Genomic DNA, 23,428 nt, shown 5'->3' with positions numbered 1-23,428 from the left:
GTCTAGTGAAGGCCCAGCAGACGGGCCATGTCGTTGAACAGCGCGAGCGACATCATCGCCAGCAACACCACGATGCCGCCACGCTGCAGCCGGGCCAGCCATGCGTCGGACACAGGGCGCCCGGTGACAGCCTCGAAAATGTAATACAGGAGGTGACCGCCATCGAGCATGGGCAAGGGCATGAGGTTCAGGACACCCAGGCTCACGCTGACCAGAGCCAGAAAGCCCAGGTAGAACGCCAGGCCCTGCTGCACACTCTGGCCGGCGTAGTCGGCGATGGTGACGGGGCCGGAGAGGTTCTTCAGTGAGGCCTCGCCGATCAGCATGCGCCCCAGCATGCGCAGCGTCATCACCGAGACCTCCCAGGTGCGTTCGGCGCCCAGCACGAGGCCGTCCAGCGGCCCGTGGCGCACCAGCACGCGCTCAGGGGCCTGCCCGGGCTGGAGATCGATGCGACCCAGCGTGCGCGGGCCATCGCGTGTGTCCTGCCGCACGAGGCGCGGTGTGACTTCAAGTTCCAGCGTGCGGCCGGCGCGTTCGACCGACCAGCGCAGCGTGCGCGCCTTCTCCATGCCGTCGGCACCAGTGACCACCGCCGCCCGCACGCGCTCCACCACGGCCATGGCCTCGGCCACCGGCTGACCGTCAATGGCCAGCACGCGGTCGCCGCGCTGCAGTCCGGCGCGGGCGGCGGGTCCGTCGGCGAGAACCTCGCCGACCACGGGCTCGCTGAAGCCGCCGGCCAAACCGATGCGACGCATGAAGCCGGAGTCCACATCTCGGGGATCGAAACCGGCCAGCGACAGCGTCAGGGAGCGGCGCGCACGTCCTTCTCGATCGGTGACCTCCAGGCGCACATCCTGGCGGTCCATCGCGGCGCGGGTGACGGCCCAGCGCAGGTCGGCCATCGATCGCAGTTCTGACCATTCACCGTTGTCGGTGGCGAAGCTGCGCACCCAGTCACCCGCGCGCAGGCCGGCCCGATCGGCCGGCGAACCCGCAGCGGGCGTCGACAGCAAGGCCTTGGGCTCCTCGACGCCGATCCAGTGCGAGCCGGCATAGAGCAGCACCGCCAGGGCCAGGTTGGCCAGGGGCCCGGCGGCCACGATGGCCGCGCGCTTGCCCAGCGGCTGGCGGTTGAAGGTGCGGTGAAGCTCGTGCGGCGGCACATCTGCTTCGCGCTCGTCGAGCATGCGAACGTAGCCGCCAAGCGGCAGCGCACTGAGCGTGAACTCGGTGCCGTCGGCTCCCCAGCGGCGGCTCCAGACCACGCGGCCGAAGCCCACCGAGAAGCGCAGCACCTTCACACCGCACGCCACAGCCACCCGATAGTGGCCGTACTCATGGATGATGATGAGGACGCCCAGCGTGAGCACAAAGGCCAGAAGCGCGGTGATCATCGAGAACCCTTGGCCAGGCCTTGCATGACGTGGCGGGCCATGGCGCGGGCGCGCTGGTCGAGATCGATGAGGTCGTCCACGCCAGGGTCGGCAGCGAGGGCGGGCGGCAGCCGCGACAGCGTCTCGGCGTTGACGCTGTGAATGTCGGTGAAGCGAATCGTTCCCTGCAGGAACGCGGCGACAGCCTCCTCGTTGGCGGCGTTGAGCACGGCGGTCGTGCCCTCGGCGGCGCGCAACGCATCCCAGGCCAGGAACAGGCCCGGGCAGTGTGTGCGATCAGGCTCGTTGAAGGTCAGCGGCTTCAGACCGATGAAGTCCAGCCTCGCGGCACCGCTGGCGATGCGCTCGGGGAACGCCAGCCCGTAGGCGATGGGCACCTTCATGTCGGGCGTGCCGAGCTGCGCCAACACGCTGGCGTCGCGGCACACCACCATGCTGTGCACGATGCTCTGCGGGTGGATGACGACGCGGATCTGCTCGGGCACGAGGTCGAACAGCCAACGCGCCTCGATGACCTCGAGCGCCTTGTTCATCATCGTGGCGGAGTCGACCGATATCTTCGGGCCCATCACCCAGTTCGGATGGGCGACCGCCTGGGCCGGCGTCACGTCGGCGAGTGCGGCGTGCGCGCGTTCGCGGAACGGCCCGCCGCTGGCGGTGAGCACGATGTGGTCAATGCGGCGCGGCCAGGCGGCGCGGTCTTCGGGCAGGCACTGGAAGATCGCACTGTGCTCGCTGTCGATCGGCAACAGCGTCGCGCCGCCGCGCGCCACTGCACGCATGAAGGTCGCGCCGCCCACCACCAGCGCTTCCTTGTTGGCCAGAAGCAGGCGTTTGCCCGCGCGCGCGGCGGCCATGCAGGCTGGCAAGCCGGCGGCACCGACGATGGCCGCCATGACCGCATCGACCTCCGGCGCGGCGGCCAGCTCGGCCAGAGCCACAGCGCCACTGCGCACCACAGTCGGCAAACCGGCGTCGGCGAGTTGGGTGCGCAGCGCGTCTGCAGGGCCGGCATCCGGCACCACCACCACCGCGGGCCGGAAGCGCCGGCACTGCTCAAGCAGCAGCTCAGTGCGCCGAAAGGCCGTGAGGCCGAAGACTTCGAAACGCTCGGGATGCAGCGCCACCACGTCGAGCGTGCTGGTGCCGATGGAGCCCGTGGAGCCGAGGACAGCGAGACGTTGACGTCGGGTGCTCATGGGCGCTTCGATGCGAAGGGTTTCAGCGCGCCCAGCTGGCCAGGGCCATCGCCGCGGGCAGCACCGGCAGGAGCGCATCGACACGGTCGAGCACACCCCCGTGTCCGGGCAGCAGCCGGCTGCTGTCCTTGGCGCCAGCCGCCCGCTTGACGAGCGACTCGATCAGGTCGCCGACGACGCTGAGCCCGCTGAGCACCAGCAGCGCAAGCACGGTGCCCCCCACGCCCAGGCGTTGCCGCAACAGGGAGAACAGGCTCGGCACATCGACCGCGAAATGCCCGTCGATGGCCACCCAGACGGACCCCAGCATCAGCACGCCGGCCATGCCCGACCACACACCCTCCCAGCTCTTGCCCGGACTGATCATCGGCGCGAGCTTGCGGCGGCCGAACGCACGGCCACCAAAGTAGGCCGCGACGTCGGCCATCCACACCAGGCAGAGCACCGACAGCAGGAAGTTGATCCCGATGGCGCGCGCATGCGCGAGCGCCAGCCACGCCGCCCACAGCGCCAACAGACCAAGCGCCCAACGTGCCGAGCGCGACAGCCGCGGCCACGAGGCCGGACCGCGGCCCAGCGCCACGGCACCGGCCACCACCCACAGCGCCGAGACCAGCCACCACAGTGGCGCCAGGGAGTCCAGGCGCCAACCGGACGCAAGTGCCGCCGCCCCGGACAAACCGATGCTCCCGCCAAGCACCCAGGACAGCCCGGCCCCGGCCTGGTTCAGGCGCGCCCACTCCCAACCGGCGAGAGCGATCAGAACCAGAGTCAGCAGCGCGAACGGCCATGCGCTCGATGACGCGAGCGCGGCCAGGAGCAAGAGCACCAGCACGACAGCGGTGGCGATGCGTTGGCGCAGCATGCCGGCGACGACGGTGCTCGGGGCGCGCGCTCGCATCGGCACCGGCGCTCAAGCGCCTGGCAACGCCACCGACGGCAGCTGAATGCCGCCGTAGCGGCGGTCACGCTGGGCATAGGCGGCCAGCGCGGCATCGATCTCGGCTTCGCCGAAGTCGGGCCAGAGACAGTCCGTGAAGAAAAGCTCCGAGTACGCGGCCTGCCAGAGCAGGAAGTTGCTCATGCGCATCTCGCCACCCGTGCGGATGAACAGGTCCGGATCGGGCGCGAAGCTCAGCGCCATGTGCCGCGACAACCAGGCCTCGTCAAGCCGCTCGGGCGGCAGGTCATGGGCGATGGCCTTTCGGCAGGCCTGGACCACATCCCATCGACCGCCGTAGTTGAAGGCCACCGCCAGCGTGATGCGCGTGTTGTGCTCGGTCAGAGACTCGGCCTGCTCCCAGGCCTGGCGCAACTTGTCGGAGACGGCCGCGCGGTCGCCGACGATGCGGATGCGCACGCCGTCGCGGTGCATCCTGGTGAGGTACTTCGACACCGCCACCAGCACCAGGCTCATCAGGCCCGAGACCTCCTCGGTGGGCCGCTTCCAGTTCTCGGAGCTGAAGGCGAACACGGTGAGGTACTGCACGCCGCGGTCGGCGAAGGTGTTGACCGCGCGGACGAGCGCATCGACACCCTGCTTATGGCCGAAGAAGCGCGGCATGTAGCGCTTGCGCGCCCAGCGCCCGTTGCCGTCCATGACGACGGCCACGTGGCGCGGCAACGTGCCCAGAGCCGCGCCGGGCTGCGAGAGATTCGTCATGTCGACGCGGGCCGGCCTCAAGCCCCGACCGCGGAGCCGGCGTGGCCGGGCCGTCGGGCGGCGGCCCCTCGGGGGGGGCGCGAGCGGCATCGAGCTTGGAGGCTCATGTCAGACCGCCATGACCTCGGCTTCCTTACCCTGCACCAGCTTGTCGATCTGCGAGATCGTGCCGTCGGTCAAGCGCTGCACCTCGTCCTGCGCCCGCCGCTCGTCGTCCTCGGACACGGCCTTGTCCTTGAGCAGCTTCTTCAGGTGCTCGTTGGCCTCACGGCGCACGCTGCGCACGGCAATCTTGGCCTCTTCGCCGGCATGGCGCACAACCTTCGTCAGCTCCCTGCGGCGCTCCTCGGTGAGGGCCGGCATCGGCACCCGCAGCAGGTCGCCCTGGGCACTGGGATTCAGGCCGAGGTCGCTCTCGCGGATGGCCTTCTCGATCTTGGCGCCCAGCCCCTTCTCCCAAGGTTGCACGCTGATCGTGCGCGCATCGAGCAGCGACACGTTGGCCACCTGGCTGATGGGCACCATCGATCCGTAGTAGTCGACGTGCACCTGGTCGAGCAAACCGGGATGGGCGCGTCCGGTGCGGATCTTGTGCATTTCGTTCTTGAAGGCCTCGATGGACTTGGCCATCTTCGTGTCGGCGGTCTTCTTGATGTCGGCGGGCGTCATGTGCGGAATCCTCGTCAGACGTGCACCAGCGTGCCCTCGTCCTCGCCGCGCACCACGCGCTGCAGGGCGCCAGGCTTGACGATCGAGAACACCTTGATCGGGAGCTTCTGGTCACGGCACAACGCGAAGGCCGTGGCGTCCATGACCTGCAGGTTCCTCGCGATCGCCTCGTCGAAACTGATGCGCGAGTACAGCGTGGCCGTCGGGTCCTTCTTGGGGTCGGCGGAGTAGACGCCGTCGACCTTGGTGGCCTTCAGCACAACCTCGACGCCCATCTCGGCGCCCCGCAGCGCCGCGGCCGTGTCGGTGGTGAAGAAGGGGTTGCCGGTCCCGGCGGCGAACACGACGACTTTGCCCTCCTCGAGGTACTGCAAGGCCTTCGGCCGCACGTAGGGCTCGACGACCTGCTCGATGCTGATGGCCGACATCACGCGCGCGGTGATGCCTTCCTGCCTCATCGTGTCGGCCAGTGCCAGCGCGTTCATCACCGTCGCAAGCATGCCCATGTAGTCGGCGGTGGCGCGGTCCATGCCCACCGAGCCGCCGGCCACGCCGCGGAAGATGTTGCCGCCGCCGATGACGACTGCCACCTGCACTCCGAGGTCGGTGATGCCCTTGACCTCTTGCACCATGCGCACGATCGTCGCGCGGTTGATGCCGTAAGCGTCGTCACCCATCAGGGCTTCGCCGGAGAGCTTGAGAAGGATGCGCTGGTAGGCCGGCATTCGGCTTGTCGACGGAGCTTCGGGTTGGGGTGGAGTGTAAGGGGCGGGGCCTCGCGGCCCGCCTGCTCCGCCGGGGGATGGCCCCCGGCGAAACCCGCAGGTCCAGACCGGAGAACGAGCCTATTGACCCTTGGCCGCCGCGACCTGCGCCGCCACTTCGGCGGCGAAGTCGTCGACCTTCTTCTCGATGCCCTCGCCCACCACATACAGCGTGAAGCCGGCGACCTTGGTGGCCTTGTCCTTGAGCATCTGTTCGACGGTCTGCCTGTCGTTTTTGACGAAAGGCTGGTTGAGCAGCGAAACCTCCTTGAGGAACTTCTGCACCGAGCCCTCCACCATCTTGGCGATGATCTCGGCCGGCTTGCCGCTCTCGGCAGCCTTCTCGGCAGCGATGCGACGCTCGACCTCGATCAAGTCGGACGGCACGTCGGCGGTGGACAGCGCCTTGGGCTTCATGGCGGCGACATGCATGGCCACGTCCTTGGCCGCGGCCTCCTCGCCGGTGAACTCCACCACGACGCCGATGCGTGTGCCGTGGAGGTAGCTGGCGAGCAGTCCGCCAGCGGCATAGCGCTTGAAGCGGCGGATCGACATGTTTTCGCCGATCTTGCCGATCAGGCCCTTGCGAACGTCTTCCACCGTCGGGCCGAAGCCGTCCTGCGTCAAGGAAAGTGCCGAAAGCGCCGCCACGTCGGCCGGCGCGTGCCGGGCCACCAGCTCGGCCACGCTCCTGGCGAAGGCCAGGAAGGAATCGTTCTTGCTGACGAAGTCCGTCTCGCAGTTGATCTCGACGATGGCTCCGGTGTCGCCGGCCATCGACGTGGCAATCACGCCCTCGGCGGTGATGCGCGCCGAGGCCTTGCTGGCTTTGTTGCCGAGCTTGACGCGCAGGATCTCCTCGGCGCGGCCGAGGTCGCCATCGGCTTCGGTGAGCGCCTTCTTGCACTCCATCATCGGCGCGTCGGTCTTGGCGCGCAGTTCGGCCACCATGCTGGCGGTGATCGCGGGCATTGAATCTCTCCAGGAAGTGAAAACGCAAGCGGCGGGCGTGGTGCGCCCGCCGCGGGGCCGGTCAGGCGAATCAGGCCTCTTCGCGGACCTCGACGAACTCATCGCCGCCCGAAGCCGCCTGCACGACGTCGGCCGTGGCGTTGGCCTTGCCCTCGAGCACGGCATCGGCGACGGCCCGGGCGTACAGGGCCACGGCCTTGGCGGAGTCGTCGTTGCCGGGGATCACGTAGTCGATGCCCTGCGGCGAGTGGTTGGTGTCGACAATGCCGATGACCGGGATGCCCAGCTTCTTGGCCTCGGCCACGGCGATCTTGTGATAGCCGACGTCGATGACGAACATCGCATCGGGCAGCGCGCCCATGTCCTGGATGCCGCCGATGTCCTTTTCGAGCTTGACGAGCTCGCGGTCGAACAGCAGGGCTTCCTTCTTGATCATCTGCTCGATGCCACCCTCCTTGGTGGCCTGCATGTCCTTGAGCTTCTTCAGGGAGCCCTTGACCGTCTTGAAGTTGGTCATCATGCCGCCAAGCCAACGCTGGTCGACATAGGGCATGCCGCAGCGCTGGGCTTCCAGCGCGATCACATCGCGCGCCTGGCGCTTGGTGCCGATCATCAAGATGGTGCCGCGGCGGGCGCTGAGCTGGCGAATGAACTTCATCGCCTCTTCGAAGAGCGGCTGCGTCTTCTCGAGGTTGATGATGTGGATCTTGTTGCGATGGCCGTAGATGTACGGTGCCATCCTGGGATTCCAGAAGCGCGTCTGGTGTCCGAAATGGACACCCGCTTCCAGCATTTCACGCATGGAGACAGACATGGGAACTCCGAAGGTTGGTTCTAGAATCCCGTCCTGTCATCGTGACGTGCTGCCACAGACCTTGCAGCCTGTTGCGCTCCCCACAACACCTTGGTTCGGACGGGTTCGCGATTTCGGGATCGGCCGCATGGCGATTGCCATGCAGCAGCGACGATCCCGTTGATCCGCCCCGGACGAAACATGCGTCGAGGCAAAACCTGACTAGTTTAGCACGCAGCGCAACGCCGGATGCTGGCATCGAGGATTGCAGCAGCTCTCCTGCCACACGAGATCCTGGGCCATGCGCGTAGCCGTCATCGGCGCCGGCCTGGTCGGCGTCACCACCGCCTACGAACTGTCCGCCGCCGGGCACCAGGTCGAGGTGTTCGAGCGCCGCAGCAGCGTCGCCGCCGAAGCCAGCTTCGCGCAAGCTGGCGTCATCGCACCCGCTTGGGTGGAGCCGTTGGGCGGCTGCTCGCCGTGGCGCTTGGGCCTGGCCACGCCCACGCGCTGGGCCTGGCTGGGTCGGGCGATCGCTGCTCACCGCGAGCGCCTGCTCGTGTCGCACCGCCTGGCCTTGCAGCGACTGGCGCTGGCCAGCCGGCAACGCATGCTGGACCTGACGCGCTCGATCGACCTCGACTTCGAACAGGCCGACGGCGTGCTCGTGCTGCTGCGACATGAGCGCCAGCTGCGCGCCCACCGTGCCACGCTCAGGCGCATGGCAGAGCTCGGAGTGGCTTTTGATCTGGTGGACGCCGAGCGCGCCCGCCAGATCGAGCCGGCACTGAACCCGGCACAACCGCTGCGCGCGGCGATCCACCTGCCTCAGGACGCCGTGGGCAACGGTCGTCAGTTCGCGCACCGCCTCAAGGCCCTGGCCGTGCTGAAGGGGGCGCACTTTCGCTTCGACACCGCTGTCAACACGCTGCGGCCAGGGGCACCAGTGACGTTGGTGCTGGCCGACGGCAGCACGGTCGTCGCCGACTCAGTGGTGGTGTGCGCCGGTGTCGACGCCGCTTCGTTGCTGGCCAGCGCCGGGCTGACCTTGCCGCTGCGCGCACTCTGGGGCGTGTCGGTGACGGCACCTGTGAACCATGTTGACGGTCAGTTGCCGCAAGCACCGCGCGCGGGCGTCATTGACGCCACCAGCGGCACGGTGATTTCGCGGCTGGGCCAGCGCGTGCGTAGTCAGCGGCGGTCACACGCTGGGCGGCATGGCCACCACGCCACCACCCCTGCACACGCTGCGCGCGCTTTACCGCACGCTCGGCGATTGGTTCCCGGGCAGCGCCATCATGCGTGAGGCCGTGCACTGGCGCGGCCCGCGGCCGGTGCTGCCCGACGGCATGCCGGCGATTGGTGCCAGCCGCCTGCCGGGTGTCTGGCTCAATGTCGGACACGGCGGGCATGGCTGGACACTGGCTTGCGGCAGCGCGCGGCTGATCGTGGCGCAGTTGGCCGGTCAAGCCCCGGACGAGGCGCTTGTTCCGCTGTCCGCCGCGCGCCTTCGGTAGGAGCACGGGCGGCCGCACAATGCCAGCATGAACGCGGAATCCCCCGACACGGGCACGCTGGCGCGCGTTGGTGTCTTCCGCCACTGGCCGCTGCTGGATGCCGCGGCGGCCCGCGAGCACGAGGCCTTTGCGCGCGCCGGGCACCCGGCCGGCACGCTGATGGCGCGCGCGGGGCTGGCCGTGGCGCGCTTGGCACTGGCGTTGGCCCCATACGGGCGCCGCGTGGCCGTGCTTTGCGGGCCGGGGGACAACGGCGGTGATGGCCTTGTGGCCGCGCGCCACCTGCACGCCGCGGGCTGGACGGTGCAGGTGCACCGTGCCCAGTCAGCCCGGGCGCCGTCTGTCGACACCGCCGCCGCGTTGGCGGCGGCCCGGCAGGTCGGCCTTGAGCCTACACCCTGCCCGGTTCGGTTGCCGCCTGTCGACCTCGTGATCGATGCCTTGCTCGGCCTGGGCAGTCAGCACGCGCCACAGGGCGAGATCGCGCATGCCATCGCGGCGGCGCGGGCGAGCCCCGCGCCGGTGCTCGCCGTCGACCTGCCCAGCGGCCTGCACCCCGACACCGGCACCCTGCTCGGAGACCAGGCCATTGTGGCGACGGCCACACTGTGCGCGTTATCGCTGCGACCGGGTTGCTTCACCCACCAGGGTCGCGACCATGCGGGCACGGTCTGGCTGGCCGACCTCGGCCACCCACCCGGAGACGGCAGCGCCTGGCTGGCCGGCGCGCCGCAGCCGCCTGCGCGCCTGCACGCCAGCCACAAGGGGCGCTATGGCGACGTGGTCATTGTCGGCGGCGGCCCCGGCATGACGGGGGCTGCCACGCTCGCCGCCGAAGCGGCTCTGGCCGCCGGTGCCGGCCGCGTGTTCGTGACGCTGCTCGACACCGAGGGAGTGCCCATGATGCGGCCGGAGTTGATGCGCCGCGGGCTCGACGCGGCGACCCAGCCGCAGGCCCTGCGCGATACCACCGTGGTTGCCGGCTGCGGCGGCGGCGACCGCATCGCGGCGCCCTTGCCTGCCCTGCTGGCACACGCCGCACGGCTGGTGCTTGACGCCGACGCGCTGAACGCCGTGGCCACCGAGCCCGCGCTGCGGCAGGCGCTGTTCGCCCGCGCCAAGCGGGGCCGCCCGACGCTGCTGACGCCGCACCCGCTCGAGGCCGCCCGCTTGCTGGGCAGCGACACCGCCTCCGTGCAGCGCAACCGGTTCGGCGCGGCACGCGCGCTGGCTGCTGAGACTGGCGCCGCGGTGCTGCTCAAGGGCTCGGGCAGCGTGATCACATCACCGGGCGGGCGGCTGGTCGTCAACCCCACCGGCAACGCCGCACTGGCCACCGCCGGCACAGGCGATGTGTTGTCCGGCTGGGCAGGCGGCTGCTGGAGCAGTGCACCCGACACCGGAGCTTCGACGGTGGGCGCGCAAGCCGCCTGGTGCCACGGCGCCGCGGCCGATGCCTACGCGGCCGCGCACCCCGGGCGGCCGCTGCGCGCCGCCGCGCTCATCGAACACCTGCTCGACTCGCGCTGACAGCCCGCGCGCCTCAGCGCCGCGACCGCGCCTTTGGCGACGCCCGCTGCGGTCCGGGCTTGCGCGAGCGCGCCGGCCGCCCGGCAACGGCCGCTGCTGCGCCGCGAAGCGTCTGTACGGCCTTGGCTGCGCCCCGGGCCAAACGATCGGCCTGCTTCACCGCGGCCAGCTCGGCCGCTGCGCTGTCCAGCTTCTCGCCCGGGGCGCGCTCGGCCGCCGCGCCCTTGCCCCGTTGCAGCTGCCGCTCGCCCTCGCCGTCGCGCACCATGCGGAAGTCGATCTTGCGACCGTCGAGGTCGACACGGCTGACCTGCACGCGCACCCGCGTGCCCATCGTGTAGCGGACGCCGGTGCGCTCGCCGCGGAGCTCCTGGCGCGCCTCGTCAAAGCGGTAGTACTCGCCGCCGAGTTCGGTGATGTGCACCAAGCCCTCGACGTACAGGGAATCGAGCGTCACGAAGAGGCCGAAGCCCGCGACGCCGCTCACAGTGCCGGCGAACTCCTCGCCCAGGTGCTCTCGCATGTAGCGGCACTTGAGCCAGGCCTCGACGTCACGGCTGGCCTCGTCGGCACGGCGTTCGTTGGCGCTGCAGTGGCCGCCGGCAGCCTCCCAGAGCTCCAGGTCGCGGCTCATCGGCTTGGCCACGGAGCGCGGCGGCTTGCTGCGGCGCGCCTCGGGCTTGCGCGTCTTGGCGCTGCCTGCCAGGTGGTAGCGCTTGGCCGACAGGATGGCCTTGATCACGCGGTGCACCAACAGGTCGGGATAGCGGCGGATCGGGCTTGTGAAGTGCGTGTAGGCGCCATAGGCCAGGCCGAAGTGGCCGTTGTTCGAGGCCGTGTAGATGGCCTGCTGCATTGAGCGCAGCAGCAGCGTGTGGATCTGCAGCGCGTCGGGCCGACCCTGTACCGCCGCGGCGATGGCGGCCATCTCGGCCGGCCTGGGCTGCTCGGACAGCACGGCCGCCACGCCCAGCGACTTGAGCTGCGCCTGCAGCGCCTGGCGCTTCTCGGGCGTCGGGCCCTCGTGCACACGGTACAGGCAAGGGTGCTCGGCACCGGCGATGTACTCGGCTGCGCAGACGTTGGCCGCGAGCATGGCCTCCTCGATGAGCCGGTGCGCGTCGGTGCGCGTTCGCGGAACGATCTTCTCGATGCGGCCCTGCTCGTCGCAGACGATCTGCGTCTCGGTGCTCTCGAACTCCATCGCGCCGCGGGTGGCTCGCTGCTTCAGCAGCGCGCGGTACACCTCGTGCAGGTGCAAAAGCTTCGGCACGAGCTCGGCGCGCTTGGCGGCCTCGGGGCCGCGGGTGTTGGCCAGCACCGCCGCGACCTCGGTGTAGGTGAGCCTCGCGTGCGACTCGATCACCGCCGGGTAGAACTGGTACGCGTGCACCTTGCCGTCGGTGGTGACGACCATGTCGCACACCATCGCCAGGCGCTCGACGTCGGATTTCAGCGAACACAAGCCGTTGCTCAGCTTCTCGGGCAGCATCGGGATCACCCGGCGCGGGAAGTAGACAGACGTGGCGCGCTCGTACGCGTCTTCGTCCAGCGGCTCGCCGGGCTTGACGTAGTGGCTGACGTCGGCAATCGCCACCAGCAGCCGCCAGCCCTCGACCGCGCTCTTGCCGCGGCCTGCCTTGTAGGGCTCAGCGTAGACGGCATCGTCGAAGTCACGCGCGTCCTCGCCGTCGATGGTGACCAAAGCCACATCGCGCAGGTCGATGCGGTGCCTGCGGTCGGTGGCGCGCAGCTTGTCGGGCAGCGCCGCGGCCTGCGCCAGCGTTTCGGGCGTGAAGAGGTGCGGCACCTCGTACTTGCGCACCGCGATCTCGATCTCCATGCCGGCGTCGTCGATCTCGCCGAGCACCTCGGCCACACGGCCCACCGGCTGCGAGTGCAGCGAGGGCGGCTCGGTGAGCTCCACCGACACCACCTGCCCCACCGCGGCGCTGGCGGTGGCGTTCTTGGGGATCAGGATGTCCTGGCCGTAACGGCTGTCCTCGGGCGCGACGATCCAGTGTCCGCCCTCGTGCAGCAGCCGGCCGATGATGGGCGCCTTGCGGCGGTCGAGGATGTCGATCACGCGGCCCTCGGGGCGGCCCTTGCGGTCGAAGCGCAGAACACGCACCCGCACGCGGTCGCGGTGCAGCACGCTGCGCATCTCCTGCGGGGCCAGGAAGATCGGCGTTTCGCCATGGTCGGGCCAGACGAAGCCGTGGCCGTCGCGGTGGCCCTCGACGGTGCCTTCGACATCGCCCATCAGTCCAGCGCCGGAGGCCAACGCACTTGTTCTGTTGCTCAAATGTTTGCTATAGTCTTGGGCTCCTGAAAGCCCAGGTGGCGGAATTGGTAGACGCACTAGTTTCAGGTACTAGCGCTTAACGGCGTGGAGGTTCGAGTCCTCTCCTGGGCACCAGACCAGACCACAGAGCCGAAGGCCGCTTGCCGCTGCAAGCGGCCTTTGGTTTTTCAGACCTGGAACTTCTTCGCCAGGCCGTCGGGGCGGAGGTTGTCATAGTCCTCGAAGGGCTGGTGGATCCAGGGGCTGGTGGGCAGCACGTCGCAGTAGTAGTCCGGTGTGTAGCTTGAGACGCCCTTGACCCAGATGACAGCGGCGCGCAGCTCGCTGATCGCGGGCATGCCGCGCAGTCGGTCGACCACGGCGCGCAGCGTCACACCGGTGTCGGCCAGGTCGTCCACCAGCAACACGCGCCCAGCCAACTCGCCCTTGGGCATGGTGATGTACTTGGCCATGTCGAGCCGGCCCTGGATGGTGCCGGCCTCGGCGCGATAGCTGCTGGTGCTCATGATGGCCAGCGGCTTGTCAAACACGCGCGACAGCACGTCGCCCGGCCGCATGCCGCCGCGCGCCAGGCACAAGATCTGGTCGAACTCCCAGCCCGAGGCCGCCACCTTGAGCGCCAGACGCTCGATCAGCTGGTGGTACTCGTCCCAGGACACGTACAGGTGCTTGCCGTCGTCGGTGAGCATGAGGCTCGGTCTCCGTGTGGGTGTGATCGGTGGGAATCAGGCGCGGAACGGGTGGCGCAGCAGCACGGTGTGCACGCGGTCGGGCCCGGTGGACACCATGTCGATGGGCGCGCCGATCAGCGACTGCATGCGCTCGAGATAGCGGCGGGCGTTGGCCGGCAGCTGCTCCCAGTTGGTGAGGCCGGCGGTGGTTTCACGCCAGCCGGGCAAGGTCTCGTAGACGGGCTCGCAGGCCGCGATCTCGTCGGCGTCCAGAGGCAGCACGTCAAGCAAGCGCGCGCCCAGCCTGTAGCCGGTGCAGATGCGGATCTCGGGCAGGCCGTCCAGCACGTCGAGCTTGGTGATGCAAAGACCCGAGACGCCGTTGATGATCATGCTTCGCTTGAGCGCAGCCGCATCCAGCCAACCGCAGCGCCGCGCGCGGCCGGTGACAGTGCCACGCTCCTGCCCGACCGTGCTGAGGTGGTGGCCCACGGTGCCCGGGGCCTCGATGTCGAGCTCGGTGGGGAACGGCCCGCCGCCCACGCGCGTGGTGTAGGCCTTGGTGATGCCCAGCACATAGTGCAGCAGCCCCGGCCCGATGCCGGCGCCCGCCGCAGCGTTGCCGGCCACGCAATTGCTGCTGGTGACGAAGGGGTAGGTGCCGTGGTCGATGTCGAGCAGCGTGCCTTGGGCGCCCTCGAACAGCAGGTTCTGGCCCGCCAGGTGGGCGTTGAAGAGCCGGTAGCCCACGTCGGCCATCAGCGGCCTGAGCTGCTGGGCGGCGGCGAGCACCTCGTCGAGCATGGGCTGCAGCGCCAGGGGCTCTGCGCCGAGCACGTGCACCAGCTCGGCGTTGTGCAGTTCGAGCAGTTCGGTGAGCTTGGCCTTCAGCCGCTCGGGGTGCTTGAGGTCCTGCACGCGCAGCGCGCGCCGCGCGACCTTGTCCTCGTAGGCCGGGCCGATGCCCTTGCCGGTGGTGCCGATCTTGCCGCCGGCGGTGCCCTCGCGCTTCATCTCGCGGGCCTTGTCCACAGCCACGTGGAACGGCAAGATCAGCGGGCAGCTCTCGCTCAGAAACAACCGCGAACGCACGAGGATGCCCAGCGCTTCGATGCGCGCAATCTCGGCCAGCAGGTGCGCCGGATCGACCACCACGCCGTTGCCGATGTAGCAGGCCACGCCCTCACGCATCACACCCGAAGGCACGAGCTGCAGAGCCGTCTTTCGGCCGTTGATCACCAGCGTGTGGCCGGCGTTGTGACCGCCCTGGAAGCGCACAACGCCCTCGGCGTGATCGGTCATCCAGTCGACGATCTTGCCCTTGCCTTCGTCGCCCCACTGGGTGCCGACGACAACCACGTTGCGCCCAGCGCCGGGTCTCAGGGTCGGTTGCATGTTCGGATGAGTCCTTGAGAGAGTGGATTCGAGTGCATCAGACGGCCACCGCCTGCAGCACCCAGCGGCCGGCCACTTGCACCAACTCGCGATCGCAGACGACGGTCTCGGCCTCGGGCTCGTGGCCCGGCAGCACCGCCAGCACCGTCTCCCCAGCCTGGCGCAAGCGGCGCACGGCAGCGCGCAGCTCGGCGTCTTCGCCCCAGGGGGCGCGAATCGCGCGCTGCGTGGGCAGCGGTGCCGCACGTTCGGCCAGCGCCTTGAGGTCGAGGCTGAAACCCACTGCCGGCCGGTTGCGGCCGAAAACGGCGCCCACCTCGTCATAGCGGCCGCCCCGCGCGAGCGCGTCGCTGCCGCCAGGGCCGAAAACCGCAAAGCGTGCGCCCGAGTAGTAGGCGTAGCCACCCATGTCCGAGAGGTCGAAGCCCAGGCCCAGCCCCGGGAAGGCCGCGCGCAGGTGGCTGCCCAGCCACTGCAGCTGCTCGAGCGCCTCGCGCACCAGGGGCCGGGCGGGCAGCTGCTCGTGCGCGGCGGCCAGCACCTCGTCGCCGCCGAAGAGCCGCGGCAAGGCGCGCAGCGCCGCGCGCGACTCGGCCGGCACGCCGTCAGTCAGCGCCACCAGCGCCGCGGCGTCCTTGCTGGCCAGGGCGCGGGCGATCTCGTGCAGGCGCGACTCGTCGAGCACCACGCCGGCCAGCAAGCCCCGCAGCACGCGGGCGTCGGCGTAGTCGATGGCAAGCGGGCCCACCGCAGCCGCCGTGATGCAGTCCAGCGCCAGCTCGGCGGCCTCCAGATCAGCCTCCAGGCCCGCGTGGCCAAAAATCTCGGCGCCGAACTGCAAGGGCTCGCGCGTTGCCGCCAAGCCTGCCGGGCGCGTATGCAGCGTGGGGCCGCAGTAGGCCAGGCGCGTGACGCCCTCGTGGTTGAGCAGGTGCGCATCGATGCGCGCCGCCTGCGGCGTGGTGTCCGCACGCAGCCCCAGCAACCGACCGCTGGCCTGGTCGACGAGCTTGAAGGTGCGCAGGTCGAGTTCGCGACCCGTGCCTGAAAGCAGCGACTCCAGGTGCTCCAGCAGCGGCGGCATGACGAGCTCGAAGCCGTAGGCGCCTGCACGGTCGAGCAGCGCGCGGCGCAAGGCTTCGATGCGCCGCGCGGGCCCGGGCAACACGTCGGCGATGTGCTCGGGCAGCAGCCAGGCAGAGAGCATGGACGGGGACGTCGTTGAAAAAGGCATTGTAGGCGCCGCACTCGGCGCCCCACCTCACCCGACGTCTGCTCTCAGGCCCAGACCAGCAGCAGTGCCAGACCGGCCAGCAGGCTCAGGAGCCCGATGAACCGGATCTGGCCGTCGCTCATCTGCACGGCTCGTTCGAACACGGCGCGCCAGTGCCTCGGGCTCAGGAAGGGCAGCAGTCCCTCCGCGATGAGAACCAGCGCCATCGCGCCGATCAGCACCTCGCCCATCGACGGTCAGCCGGCCCGCACTCAGCGCGCCGGGGTGTTGCCGCGCATCGCGCGGAAGAACTCCGACGACGGGTCCAGCACCATCACGTCGCTCTTGCTGCGGAAGGTGGCGCGGTAAGCCTCAAGGCTGCGGTAGAACTGCGCGAACTGCGGGTCGCGTCCGAAGGCGTCGGCGTACAGAGCCGAGGCCTTGGCGTCACCCTCGCCGCGGATCTTCTGCGCATCCCGGAAGGCCTCGGCGACGATCACCTCACGCTGGCGATCGGCATCGGCACGGATCTTCTCGCCTTCGGCGGTGCCTTGTGCGCGCAGCTCGTTGGCCACCTGCTGCCGCTCCGACTGCATGCGGCGGTACACCGCATCGGTGATATCAGCGACGAAGTCCACGCGCTTGATGCGCACGTCAAGGATCTCGATGCCGAACGACTTGGCATCGTCCGCAAGGCGGCCCTTGACATCATTCGTGACCTTGTCACGCTCGGTGGCCAGGACGCCCTTGACGTCGCGCTTCGTGATTTCTTCGTTGAACGCAGCCTGCACCACCGGGGCCAGGCGCGCCTCCAGGTTGCGGAAGTCGACACCGTTGTTGCGGATGAACTGTCTCGGCTCGGCGATCCGCCACTTGATGAGCCAGTCGACGACCAGGCTCTTCTTCTCGGCCGTGAAGATGGGGCGCGTCTCCGGGCTGTCCAGCGTCTGCACACGGCGGTCGAGGAAAACGACGTTCTGGAACGGTGGCGGCAACTTGAAGTTCAGCCCCGGTTCGGTGATGACCTCCTTGATCTCGCCAAGGGCATAGATCACGCCGACCTGGCGCTGGTCGACAACGAAGAGGGTGCTGGATGCTGCCAGCAGCAGCGCAGCGAGGATGGCCAGAGTGGCGGCGATCTTGTTCATGGTGGGGCGCAATCCCTGGGTCAGGCCTCAGCGGCCCTCACGGTCACGAGAGCGGGCATCGGCGCGTGAGCGGATGTCGACGCTCTGCGCCGCAGCTGGGTCGACGCTGCTTGGCGTGGCCACCGGCCCCGGCGCCGGGGCAATGGCCGCAGGTACGCCTGCCTGTTGCAGCAGCTTGTCCAACGGCAGGTACAGCAGGTTGCTGCCGCTACGGCTGTCGATCATCACCTTGCTCACGTTGGTGTAGACCTGCTGCATGGTGTCGATGTAGAGACGGTCACGCGTGACGGCTGGAGCCTTCTGGTACTCGGCCAGCACCGAGCGAAATCGCTGCGCGTCACCCTCGGCCTGCGCCACCACGCGAGCTCGGTAGCCCTCCGCTTCCTCCATCAGTCTCGAGGCCGTGCCGCGCGCCTTGGGGATTACGTCGGAGGCGTAGGCCTGGCCTTCGTTCTTGAAGCGGTCGCGGTCGGCGGTTGCCTTGACGGCGTCGTTGAACGCGGCCTGCACCTGCTCGGGCACCTGCACGCTCTGCATGTTGACGTTGGCGATCGTGATCCCGGCCTTGAGGCGGTCGAGCTGCGCCTGGATCGACCGAACGAGGTCGGCGGCGATGGCGTCGCGCTGCTCGTACAGCACCTGGTCGACGCGGCTCTTGCCAACGATCTCGCGCACCGCCGTCTCGGCAGCCATGATCACGGCCTCATCGGGGCGGTTGTTCTCAAACAGATAAGCCCGCGCGTCGGTGCGGCGATATTGCACGGTGAAGCGGATGTCGACGATGTTTTCGTCCTGCGTGAGCATCGACGAGTCGCGCAGCCCCGTGGCCGCCACCACCGCACTGCGGCCTACTTCCACCGACTGCAGCTGCGACACCGCCACCGTCTCGTGAGCCTGGATCGGGTAAGGGAGGCGCCACTGAAAGCCGGCGTCCTTGGTCTGCGCGTACTTGCCGAAAGTGGTGACAACCGCCTGCTGGCCTTCCTGCACGATGTAGAAGCCGCTGCCCAGCCAAAGGAGGGCCGCGACGCCACCGATCAGGCCCGCACCGATACCGGCACTCTTCATGTCGGGCTGGAAACCCCCGCCCCCGCCCCCACCGCCACTGCCGTCAGGCCGGTTGGAACGGCCACCGCTGCCCCCCTTGCCGCCGAACAGGCCCGAGAGCTTGCGATTGAAATCGCGCCAAAGTTCGTCAAGGTCCGGCGGGCCGTCGTTGCGGTTGTTGAAGACGGGGCCCTCGCTGCGCGAGCCCGCGTGCCTGCCTCCGCGCGTGATGGCCGCGCCCGCCCAGGCGGAAAAGGCGCGCGCCGCCCTTTGCAGCCGGTGGCCAAAGGGGGCTTCAATGGAGGGGCTGGCGGATTCACGCATGGGGCTGCGTCCGGGGTTTCGGTGAGGTTTAAGGGGACGACGATAGCGCCTCGGCGATGCCAGCAGCAGCGACATGGCCGTCAGCGGCCGCGCCGCGCTCGGCCAAAGCGTGTGCAGCGATGGCCTGCCGCAATTCAGGCAGGCCGGCTCCAGTGACCGCGCTCGCAAAGACGCGAGCGCACCTCTGGCCGGGGTGCAACTCGACCCAGTCGGCCAACTGGAGCGGCCTGCGCGTCTGCTCGAGCAGATCGGACTTGTTGAAGACGAGGATCTGCGGCACATCGGCAGCACCGATCTCGGCCAACACGCGATCGACCTCGGCGCGCTGCTCGTCGAGCACAGGACTCGCGGCATCGACCACGTGGAGCAACAGATCGGATTGGGCAGCCTCTTGCAGCGTGGCCTCGAAGGCCTCCACCAGCTTGTGCGGCAGGTCGCGGATGAAGCCCACCGTATCGGAGAGCGACACCTGGGCCTGCGCCTCTCCGAGCCACAACGCGCGCGTCGTGGTGTCCAGCGTAGCAAACAGCTGGTCTGCGGCGTAGCTGCGCGCCTTGACGAGGGCGTTGAACAGCGTGCTCTTGCCGGCGTTGGTGTAGCCCACCAGCGAGATGCGAAAGGTACCGCGCCGCTCGCGTGCCTTGCGCTGGGTGCCGCGTTGCCGCTTGACCTTCTCAAGCCGGGCCGAGACCTGTTTGATTCGGTCGCCGATCATGCGGCGGTCGAGTTCAATCTGCGCCTCGCCAGGGCCGCCGCGGGTGCCGATGCCACCCTGCTGGCGCTCGAGATGGCTCCAGCGCCGCACCAAGCGCGTGGCCTGGTACTGCAGACGGGCCAGTTCGACCTGCAGCTTGCCCTCGTGGCTTTGCGCACGCGCGGCGAAGATGTCGAGGATGAGGCCTGTGCGGTCTGCGACCGGCACGCCGAGATGGCGCTCCAGGTTGCGCTGCTGCGCCGGGCTCAGCGCCTGGTCGAAGATCACGCCATGGGCCGCCGTGGCGATCACCAGCGCCTTGATCTCGTCAGCCTTGCCACTGCCTACAAAAAGGGCCGGGTCGGGCGCTCGGCGGCGCGCCGTCACACGGGCAACCGCCGCGTCGCCAGCCGACGCAGCCAGCATGGCCAACTCGTCGAGCGAGTGTTCGAAGACGTGTCCGGGTCCGAAATCGACGCCCACCAGCACTGCCCGCGTCACGCCGGGGGGCGTCTCGACGACGGCGGGGGCGTCGGCGTCCTGCAGTTCGTTCAAGGCTGCGTTCAGGCCTGCTCGCCGCTCTCGTTCGGATGGAAGTTCACCGCGCGGCTGGGCACGACGGTGGAGATGGCGTGCTTGTAGACCATCTGCGTGACGGTGTTGCGCAGCAGCACCACGTACTGATCGAACGACTCGATGTGACCCTGGAGCTTGATGCCGTTGACGAGATAGATCGACACCGGCACGTGCTCCTTGCGCAGCAGGTTCAGAAAGGGATCCTGCAAGAGTTGGCCTTTGTTGCTCACGATATGTTCCGTGTTGGGGGGAAACGGTGGATCACGTTACCACAGGGCATGACCCTAGACGCAGTGGCGGCGAAGTCGTCAACGCCCGCGTTCGAGGAAGGGGTTGCTGGCCGAGCGCAGCTCGATGCGCACCGGTGTGCCCACGAGCTTGAAGTGTTCACGCAAGCGGCCTTCGAGGTAGCGCTTGTACGAGTCGGTGACGTGCTCAAGTGCCGTGCCGTGGATGATGACGCGCGGAGGGTTCATGCCCCCCTGGTGGGCGTAACGCATCTTGGGCCGAAAGCGGCCCTCGCGGCGCGGTGCCTGGTGTTCGGCGGCCTCGTGCACCAGCCGCGTGAGCACCGGCGTGCTCATCTTCACCGTGGCCGAGGCGTTGGCCTGCAGCAGCGCCTTCCAGACCGCACCCAGACCCTGCCGGCGTTTGGCCGAAATGGGCAGCACCGGCGCGTACTTCAGGAAGGCCAACCGGCTCTCGACGCTGCGCTCGAGCTGCTGCCGTTGGTAGGCGTCGGTGGCATCCCACTTGTTCAGCGCGATCACCACCGCCCGGCCGGACTCCAGGACGTAACCGGCGATGTGTGCATCCTGTTCACTCACGCCTTGCGTGGCGTCGACCAACAGCAGCACGACATGTGCTTCGGCGATCGCCTGCAGAGTCTTGACGACCGAAAACTTCTCGATCGCCTCGAAAACCTTGCCCTTGCGCCGCAGTCCCGCGGTGTCGATCAGATCGAAGCGCCGGCCGTCCTTCTCGAAGGGCACATGAATCGCGTCGCGCGTGGTGCCGGGCTGGTCGAACGCCACCAGGCGCTCCTCACCCAGCCAGGCGTTGATCAGCGTGCTCTTGCCCACGTTGGGACGGCCGGCCACGGCCAGCCGAATGGGCCGATCGGACTCGTCGGCGTTCGCCTCCTCGTCCGCCGCCTCGTCGCCCAGATGGAAGGGTTCCAGCGCAGTTTCGAGCAGGCTGCGGATCCCCTGCCCGTGCGCCGAGGAGATCGGCAACGGCGGGCCGATGCCGAGCTCATGAAACTCGGCCAGCTGCGGCGCGTCGACCATGCCCTCCGCCTTGTTGGCTGCGAGCAGCACGTGCTTTTGCTGCTGGCGCAGGAACCGAGCGATGTCGTGGTCCTGCGCCGAAAGGCCCGCGCGCACGTCGACAACGAAAATGACCAGGTCGGCCTCGGCCACGGCCTGCTTGGTCTGCTTGGCCATCTCGGCCACCACACCCGTGGGCTTGTCGGGCTCGAAGCCACCGGTGTCGACGATGATGAACTCGCGCGGCCCCAGGCGTGCGTCACCGTAGTGGCGGTCGCGCGTGAGGCCGGCATGGTCGGCCACGATGGCATCTCGGCTTTTCGTGATGCGGTTGAACAATGTGCTCTTGCCGACATTGGCGCGGCCGACGATGGCGATGACCGGCTTCATGGGCGAAAGCGCATGCGCCGCATCAGTTGGGCCGGAAAGCGAACAGGCCGCCTGCGGCCGTGGTGACGATCAGCGTCCGGCCCGAGACCACCGGCGTGCCGATGATCGGCTGACCATCCGTGGCCAGGCGCAGCTGAGGCTCGCCGGTCTCGACAGAGAGGAAATGAACGTAGCCCTCGCGATCGCCGAAGACCACCAGCGGACCGACGGCAACGCCGCCGCTCAGGCCGCGGTGGAGGAATTTCTCGTTGCTCCAGAGCGCGTCGCCGTTGCTCGCGCGCCAGGCATGGACCCGGTCGCTGGCGTCGGCGCCGAACACGCGCTCCCCGTCGCCGGCCAGCGCCGTGATGCCGCCACTGTTGCGCGACCACAGCGTGCTGCCGCGTGCAGCGTCGGCACAGCCGACAGCGTTCTGGAAGGCGCGCATGCAGACCCGGTCGCCAACGCGCACCATGGGGCCGACGAGATCGGCCAGGCGCTCGACCTCGTTGCTGCCGCGCGGCGTGGCAATGGCCGCTTCCCACTGCACGGTGCCGCGCAGGGGATCGATCCCGGCCAGGCGCGGCCCCTGCGCCACCAGCAGCGTGTTGCGGTGGGCCGCGATGACGCTGGGCTGGGCCAACGTCAGCGGTTCGCTGGGGCGCTGCAGCACCCACAGGCGCCGGCCATCCACGGCATCAAAGGCGTGCACGGCGCGGTCCACACTGAGCACGAACACACGCTCGCCGGCCACCAGCGGCGGCGTCACCACGCGGGCCGGCACCCGCGCCCGCCAGACTTCCCGGCCCTGATCGAGCGTCACGACCTCGTTGTCGCGGGTGACGACCGCCGTGAAGCGACCATCGTGGCCGACGCCGGCCGACAGCGGCGCGCCAACCGGCCAGCGCCACCACAGCTCGCCGGTCTCGGTCTTGAAGGCCTGCACATCGCCCCAGGTCGAGGCAACGACGACGAGGTCGTCGCGCACCAGCGGCAGGAGAGGGAAGTCGACACGGCCGATGTGGGCCTGCCAGACCAGGCGGCCGGTGACCTTGGGCGTGAGCGGCTCCAGCGGCTTGGGTTCGGGCCTGTCGGACGCGCAGCCGGCGAGCATCGCCAGCGCCAACAGCGACGCCGTCCAACGGCGCAGCGCCCTCACTTCGACGCCCCTGGCGCAACGGCACTCGCCGGCGCGCTCGCAGCCTCGGCTCCAGCATCCGCGGCACGCACCGGCGCGCCGAGGGCCGCGAGCTTGGCCTCGATGAAGCGGCGATAGTCGACCTGGTCGCTCATCGCGGCCTGCGCGCGCTGGTAGGCCTGGACGGCCTCGGCCTGCTGGCCCTGCAGCAGAAGGAGGTCGCCTTGGCGGTCGGCCCGCAGGGCCTCGAACGGCGCAGGCAAGGGTTCGGCGAGCAGCTTCAGCGCCTCATCGTAAGCCTTGGCCTCGGCGTGCACCGCTGCGAGGCGAAGGCGCGCCATGGCCTTGAGGTCGGTATCGGTTCCGTTGGCGAGCACCCAGCCCAGGCTGGCCTTGGCAGCATCGGTCTGTCCGTTCTCGGCTTGCAGTTTGGCTGCCAGCATCGCGCCCTGCGCGGCGTAAGCGGTCTTCGGGAACCGCTGCTGCAGATCGGCGAGCACGCGCGCGGTCCTTTCCAGGTCGGCCCCCGCAACAGCCCGATCGAGGGCCTCGTACATGCCACCGGCCTCCAGGCCCTGTTGAGCCTGGCGGTTCTCCCACCAGCGCCAGCCGCCAAAGGCGCCGAGCGCGAGGATCAGCGTCCAGGTGACCAGGTTGCCGTAGGACTTCCAGAACGCCTTGAAGGATTCGAGTTGCTCCTGCTGCTGCAGGTCGAGATTGGTGGCCATCGTGCGTGTCGGGAAGGACGCCCCCGGGCGCACCGCGCCGCCGTG

Annotated in this window: 21 protein-coding genes, 1 tRNA gene and 1 pseudogene; 3 read left to right on the top strand and 20 right to left on the bottom strand. The window is 69.1% G+C overall.

The annotated features are described in order from the left end of the window. Positions 1 to 2 precede the first annotated feature (2 nt). The 8 genes from rseP to rpsB form a co-directional block, all read right to left on the bottom strand. Positions 3 to 1,400 carry an RIP metalloprotease RseP gene (gene rseP / locus KA711_17120; protein ID MCM0610687.1) on the bottom strand — a complete coding sequence of 466 codons (1,398 nt, stop codon included), beginning with the start codon at positions 1,398 to 1,400 and terminating at the stop codon, positions 3 to 5. Further along, positions 1,397 to 2,599 carry a 1-deoxy-D-xylulose-5-phosphate reductoisomerase gene (locus KA711_17115; GenBank protein ID MCM0610686.1) on the bottom strand — a complete coding sequence of 401 codons (1,203 nt, stop codon included), beginning with the start codon at positions 2,597 to 2,599 and terminating at the stop codon, positions 1,397 to 1,399. The genes rseP and KA711_17115 overlap by 4 nt, the downstream gene beginning before the upstream one ends. A gap of 22 nt (positions 2,600 to 2,621) precedes the next feature. Further along, positions 2,622 to 3,464, bottom strand: coding sequence for a phosphatidate cytidylyltransferase (locus KA711_17110; GenBank protein MCM0610685.1), 843 nt, complete (start codon positions 3,462 to 3,464; stop codon positions 2,622 to 2,624). A 48-nt stretch (positions 3,465 to 3,512) separates the two neighbouring features. Continuing rightward, positions 3,513 to 4,262, bottom strand: a complete 750-nt coding sequence (gene uppS / locus KA711_17105; protein ID MCM0610684.1) for a di-trans,poly-cis-decaprenylcistransferase — start codon at positions 4,260 to 4,262, stop codon at positions 3,513 to 3,515. Between the two features lie 108 nt (positions 4,263 to 4,370). Continuing rightward, complete coding sequence (frr, locus tag KA711_17100) at positions 4,371 to 4,931, bottom strand: ribosome recycling factor (protein ID MCM0610683.1); 561 nt, start codon at positions 4,929 to 4,931, stop codon at positions 4,371 to 4,373. A gap of 14 nt (positions 4,932 to 4,945) precedes the next feature. Next, positions 4,946 to 5,656, bottom strand: coding sequence for a UMP kinase (locus KA711_17095; GenBank protein ID MCM0610682.1), 711 nt, complete (start codon positions 5,654 to 5,656; stop codon positions 4,946 to 4,948). A gap of 120 nt (positions 5,657 to 5,776) precedes the next feature. After that, entirely contained in the window at positions 5,777 to 6,667 is an 891-nt protein-coding gene (locus KA711_17090; GenBank protein ID MCM0610681.1) for an elongation factor Ts, read from the bottom strand. Positions 6,668 to 6,737: 70 nt separating this feature from the next. Then, complete coding sequence (gene rpsB, locus KA711_17085) at positions 6,738 to 7,481, bottom strand: 30S ribosomal protein S2 (protein ID MCM0610680.1); 744 nt, start codon at positions 7,479 to 7,481, stop codon at positions 6,738 to 6,740. Between the two features lie 280 nt (positions 7,482 to 7,761). Here rpsB and KA711_17080 point away from each other — a divergent pair. Both KA711_17080 and KA711_17075 read left to right on the top strand, forming a co-directional pair. Then, positions 7,762 to 8,977 (top strand): annotated as a pseudogene (locus tag KA711_17080) (FAD-dependent oxidoreductase). Positions 8,978 to 9,004: 27 nt separating this feature from the next. Beyond that, a complete protein-coding gene (locus KA711_17075; GenBank protein MCM0610679.1) occupies positions 9,005 to 10,507 on the top strand; it encodes an NAD(P)H-hydrate dehydratase in 1,503 nt (500 codons plus the stop codon). 13 nt (positions 10,508 to 10,520) lie between these two features. Here KA711_17075 and rnr read toward each other — a convergent pair whose 3' ends face one another. Beyond that, the gene (gene rnr / locus KA711_17070; protein MCM0610678.1) at positions 10,521 to 12,770 is read right to left on the bottom strand and encodes a ribonuclease R; all 2,250 of its coding nucleotides are present in this window, start codon (positions 12,768 to 12,770) and stop codon (positions 10,521 to 10,523) included. A gap of 71 nt (positions 12,771 to 12,841) precedes the next feature. On the opposite strand from rnr, the gene KA711_17065 reads away from it, so the two are divergent. After that, positions 12,842 to 12,926 (top strand) — tRNA-Leu (locus KA711_17065). Between the two features lie 53 nt (positions 12,927 to 12,979). Here KA711_17065 and KA711_17060 read toward each other — a convergent pair. The 11 genes from KA711_17060 to KA711_17010 all read right to left on the bottom strand — a co-directional run bounded on the left by KA711_17060 (position 12,980) and on the right by KA711_17010 (position 23,383). Continuing rightward, positions 12,980 to 13,501: a phosphoribosyltransferase gene (locus KA711_17060; GenBank protein MCM0610677.1), complete on the bottom strand. Its 522-nt coding sequence runs from the start codon at positions 13,499 to 13,501 to the stop codon at positions 12,980 to 12,982. A gap of 36 nt (positions 13,502 to 13,537) precedes the next feature. Continuing rightward, positions 13,538 to 14,878, bottom strand: a complete 1,341-nt coding sequence (locus KA711_17055; protein ID MCM0610676.1) for an adenylosuccinate synthase — start codon at positions 14,876 to 14,878, stop codon at positions 13,538 to 13,540. A gap of 37 nt (positions 14,879 to 14,915) precedes the next feature. Next, a complete protein-coding gene (locus tag KA711_17050; protein MCM0610675.1) occupies positions 14,916 to 16,085 on the bottom strand; it encodes an ATP phosphoribosyltransferase regulatory subunit in 1,170 nt (389 codons plus the stop codon). A gap of 71 nt (positions 16,086 to 16,156) precedes the next feature. Beyond that, positions 16,157 to 16,342 carry a DUF2065 domain-containing protein gene (locus tag KA711_17045; GenBank protein ID MCM0610674.1) on the bottom strand — a complete coding sequence of 62 codons (186 nt, stop codon included), beginning with the start codon at positions 16,340 to 16,342 and terminating at the stop codon, positions 16,157 to 16,159. 21 nt (positions 16,343 to 16,363) lie between these two features. Then, on the bottom strand, positions 16,364 to 17,239 hold the full coding sequence (gene hflC, locus KA711_17040; protein ID MCM0610673.1) for a protease modulator HflC: 876 nt from the start codon (positions 17,237 to 17,239) through the stop codon (positions 16,364 to 16,366). Between the two features lie 27 nt (positions 17,240 to 17,266). After that, a complete protein-coding gene (gene hflK, locus KA711_17035) occupies positions 17,267 to 18,610 on the bottom strand; it encodes an FtsH protease activity modulator HflK (GenBank protein ID MCM0610672.1) in 1,344 nt (447 codons plus the stop codon). Positions 18,611 to 18,638: 28 nt separating this feature from the next. Next, positions 18,639 to 19,793, bottom strand: coding sequence for a GTPase HflX (gene hflX, locus KA711_17030; GenBank protein MCM0610671.1), 1,155 nt, complete (start codon positions 19,791 to 19,793; stop codon positions 18,639 to 18,641). Between the two features lie 74 nt (positions 19,794 to 19,867). Then, positions 19,868 to 20,110 (bottom strand): RNA chaperone Hfq, encoded by a 243-nt coding sequence (hfq, locus tag KA711_17025; protein MCM0610670.1) that lies wholly within the window; start codon positions 20,108 to 20,110, stop codon positions 19,868 to 19,870. A 78-nt stretch (positions 20,111 to 20,188) separates the two neighbouring features. Continuing rightward, a complete protein-coding gene (gene der, locus KA711_17020) occupies positions 20,189 to 21,538 on the bottom strand; it encodes a ribosome biogenesis GTPase Der (GenBank protein ID MCM0610669.1) in 1,350 nt (449 codons plus the stop codon). A 22-nt stretch (positions 21,539 to 21,560) separates the two neighbouring features. Continuing rightward, positions 21,561 to 22,667 (bottom strand): outer membrane protein assembly factor BamB, encoded by a 1,107-nt coding sequence (gene bamB, locus KA711_17015; protein ID MCM0610668.1) that lies wholly within the window; start codon positions 22,665 to 22,667, stop codon positions 21,561 to 21,563. A 5-nt stretch (positions 22,668 to 22,672) separates the two neighbouring features. Beyond that, entirely contained in the window at positions 22,673 to 23,383 is a 711-nt protein-coding gene (locus KA711_17010) for a tetratricopeptide repeat protein (GenBank protein MCM0610667.1), read from the bottom strand. Between the last annotated feature and the right edge of the window lie 45 nt (positions 23,384 to 23,428).

The sequence above is a fragment of the Ideonella sp. WA131b genome, assembly GCA_023657425.1.
Lineage (GTDB): Bacteria > Pseudomonadota > Gammaproteobacteria > Burkholderiales > Burkholderiaceae_C > Rubrivivax.
The sequence above is the reverse complement of the archived record's forward strand: the minus strand, read 5'-3'. Positions and strand labels throughout refer to the sequence as shown.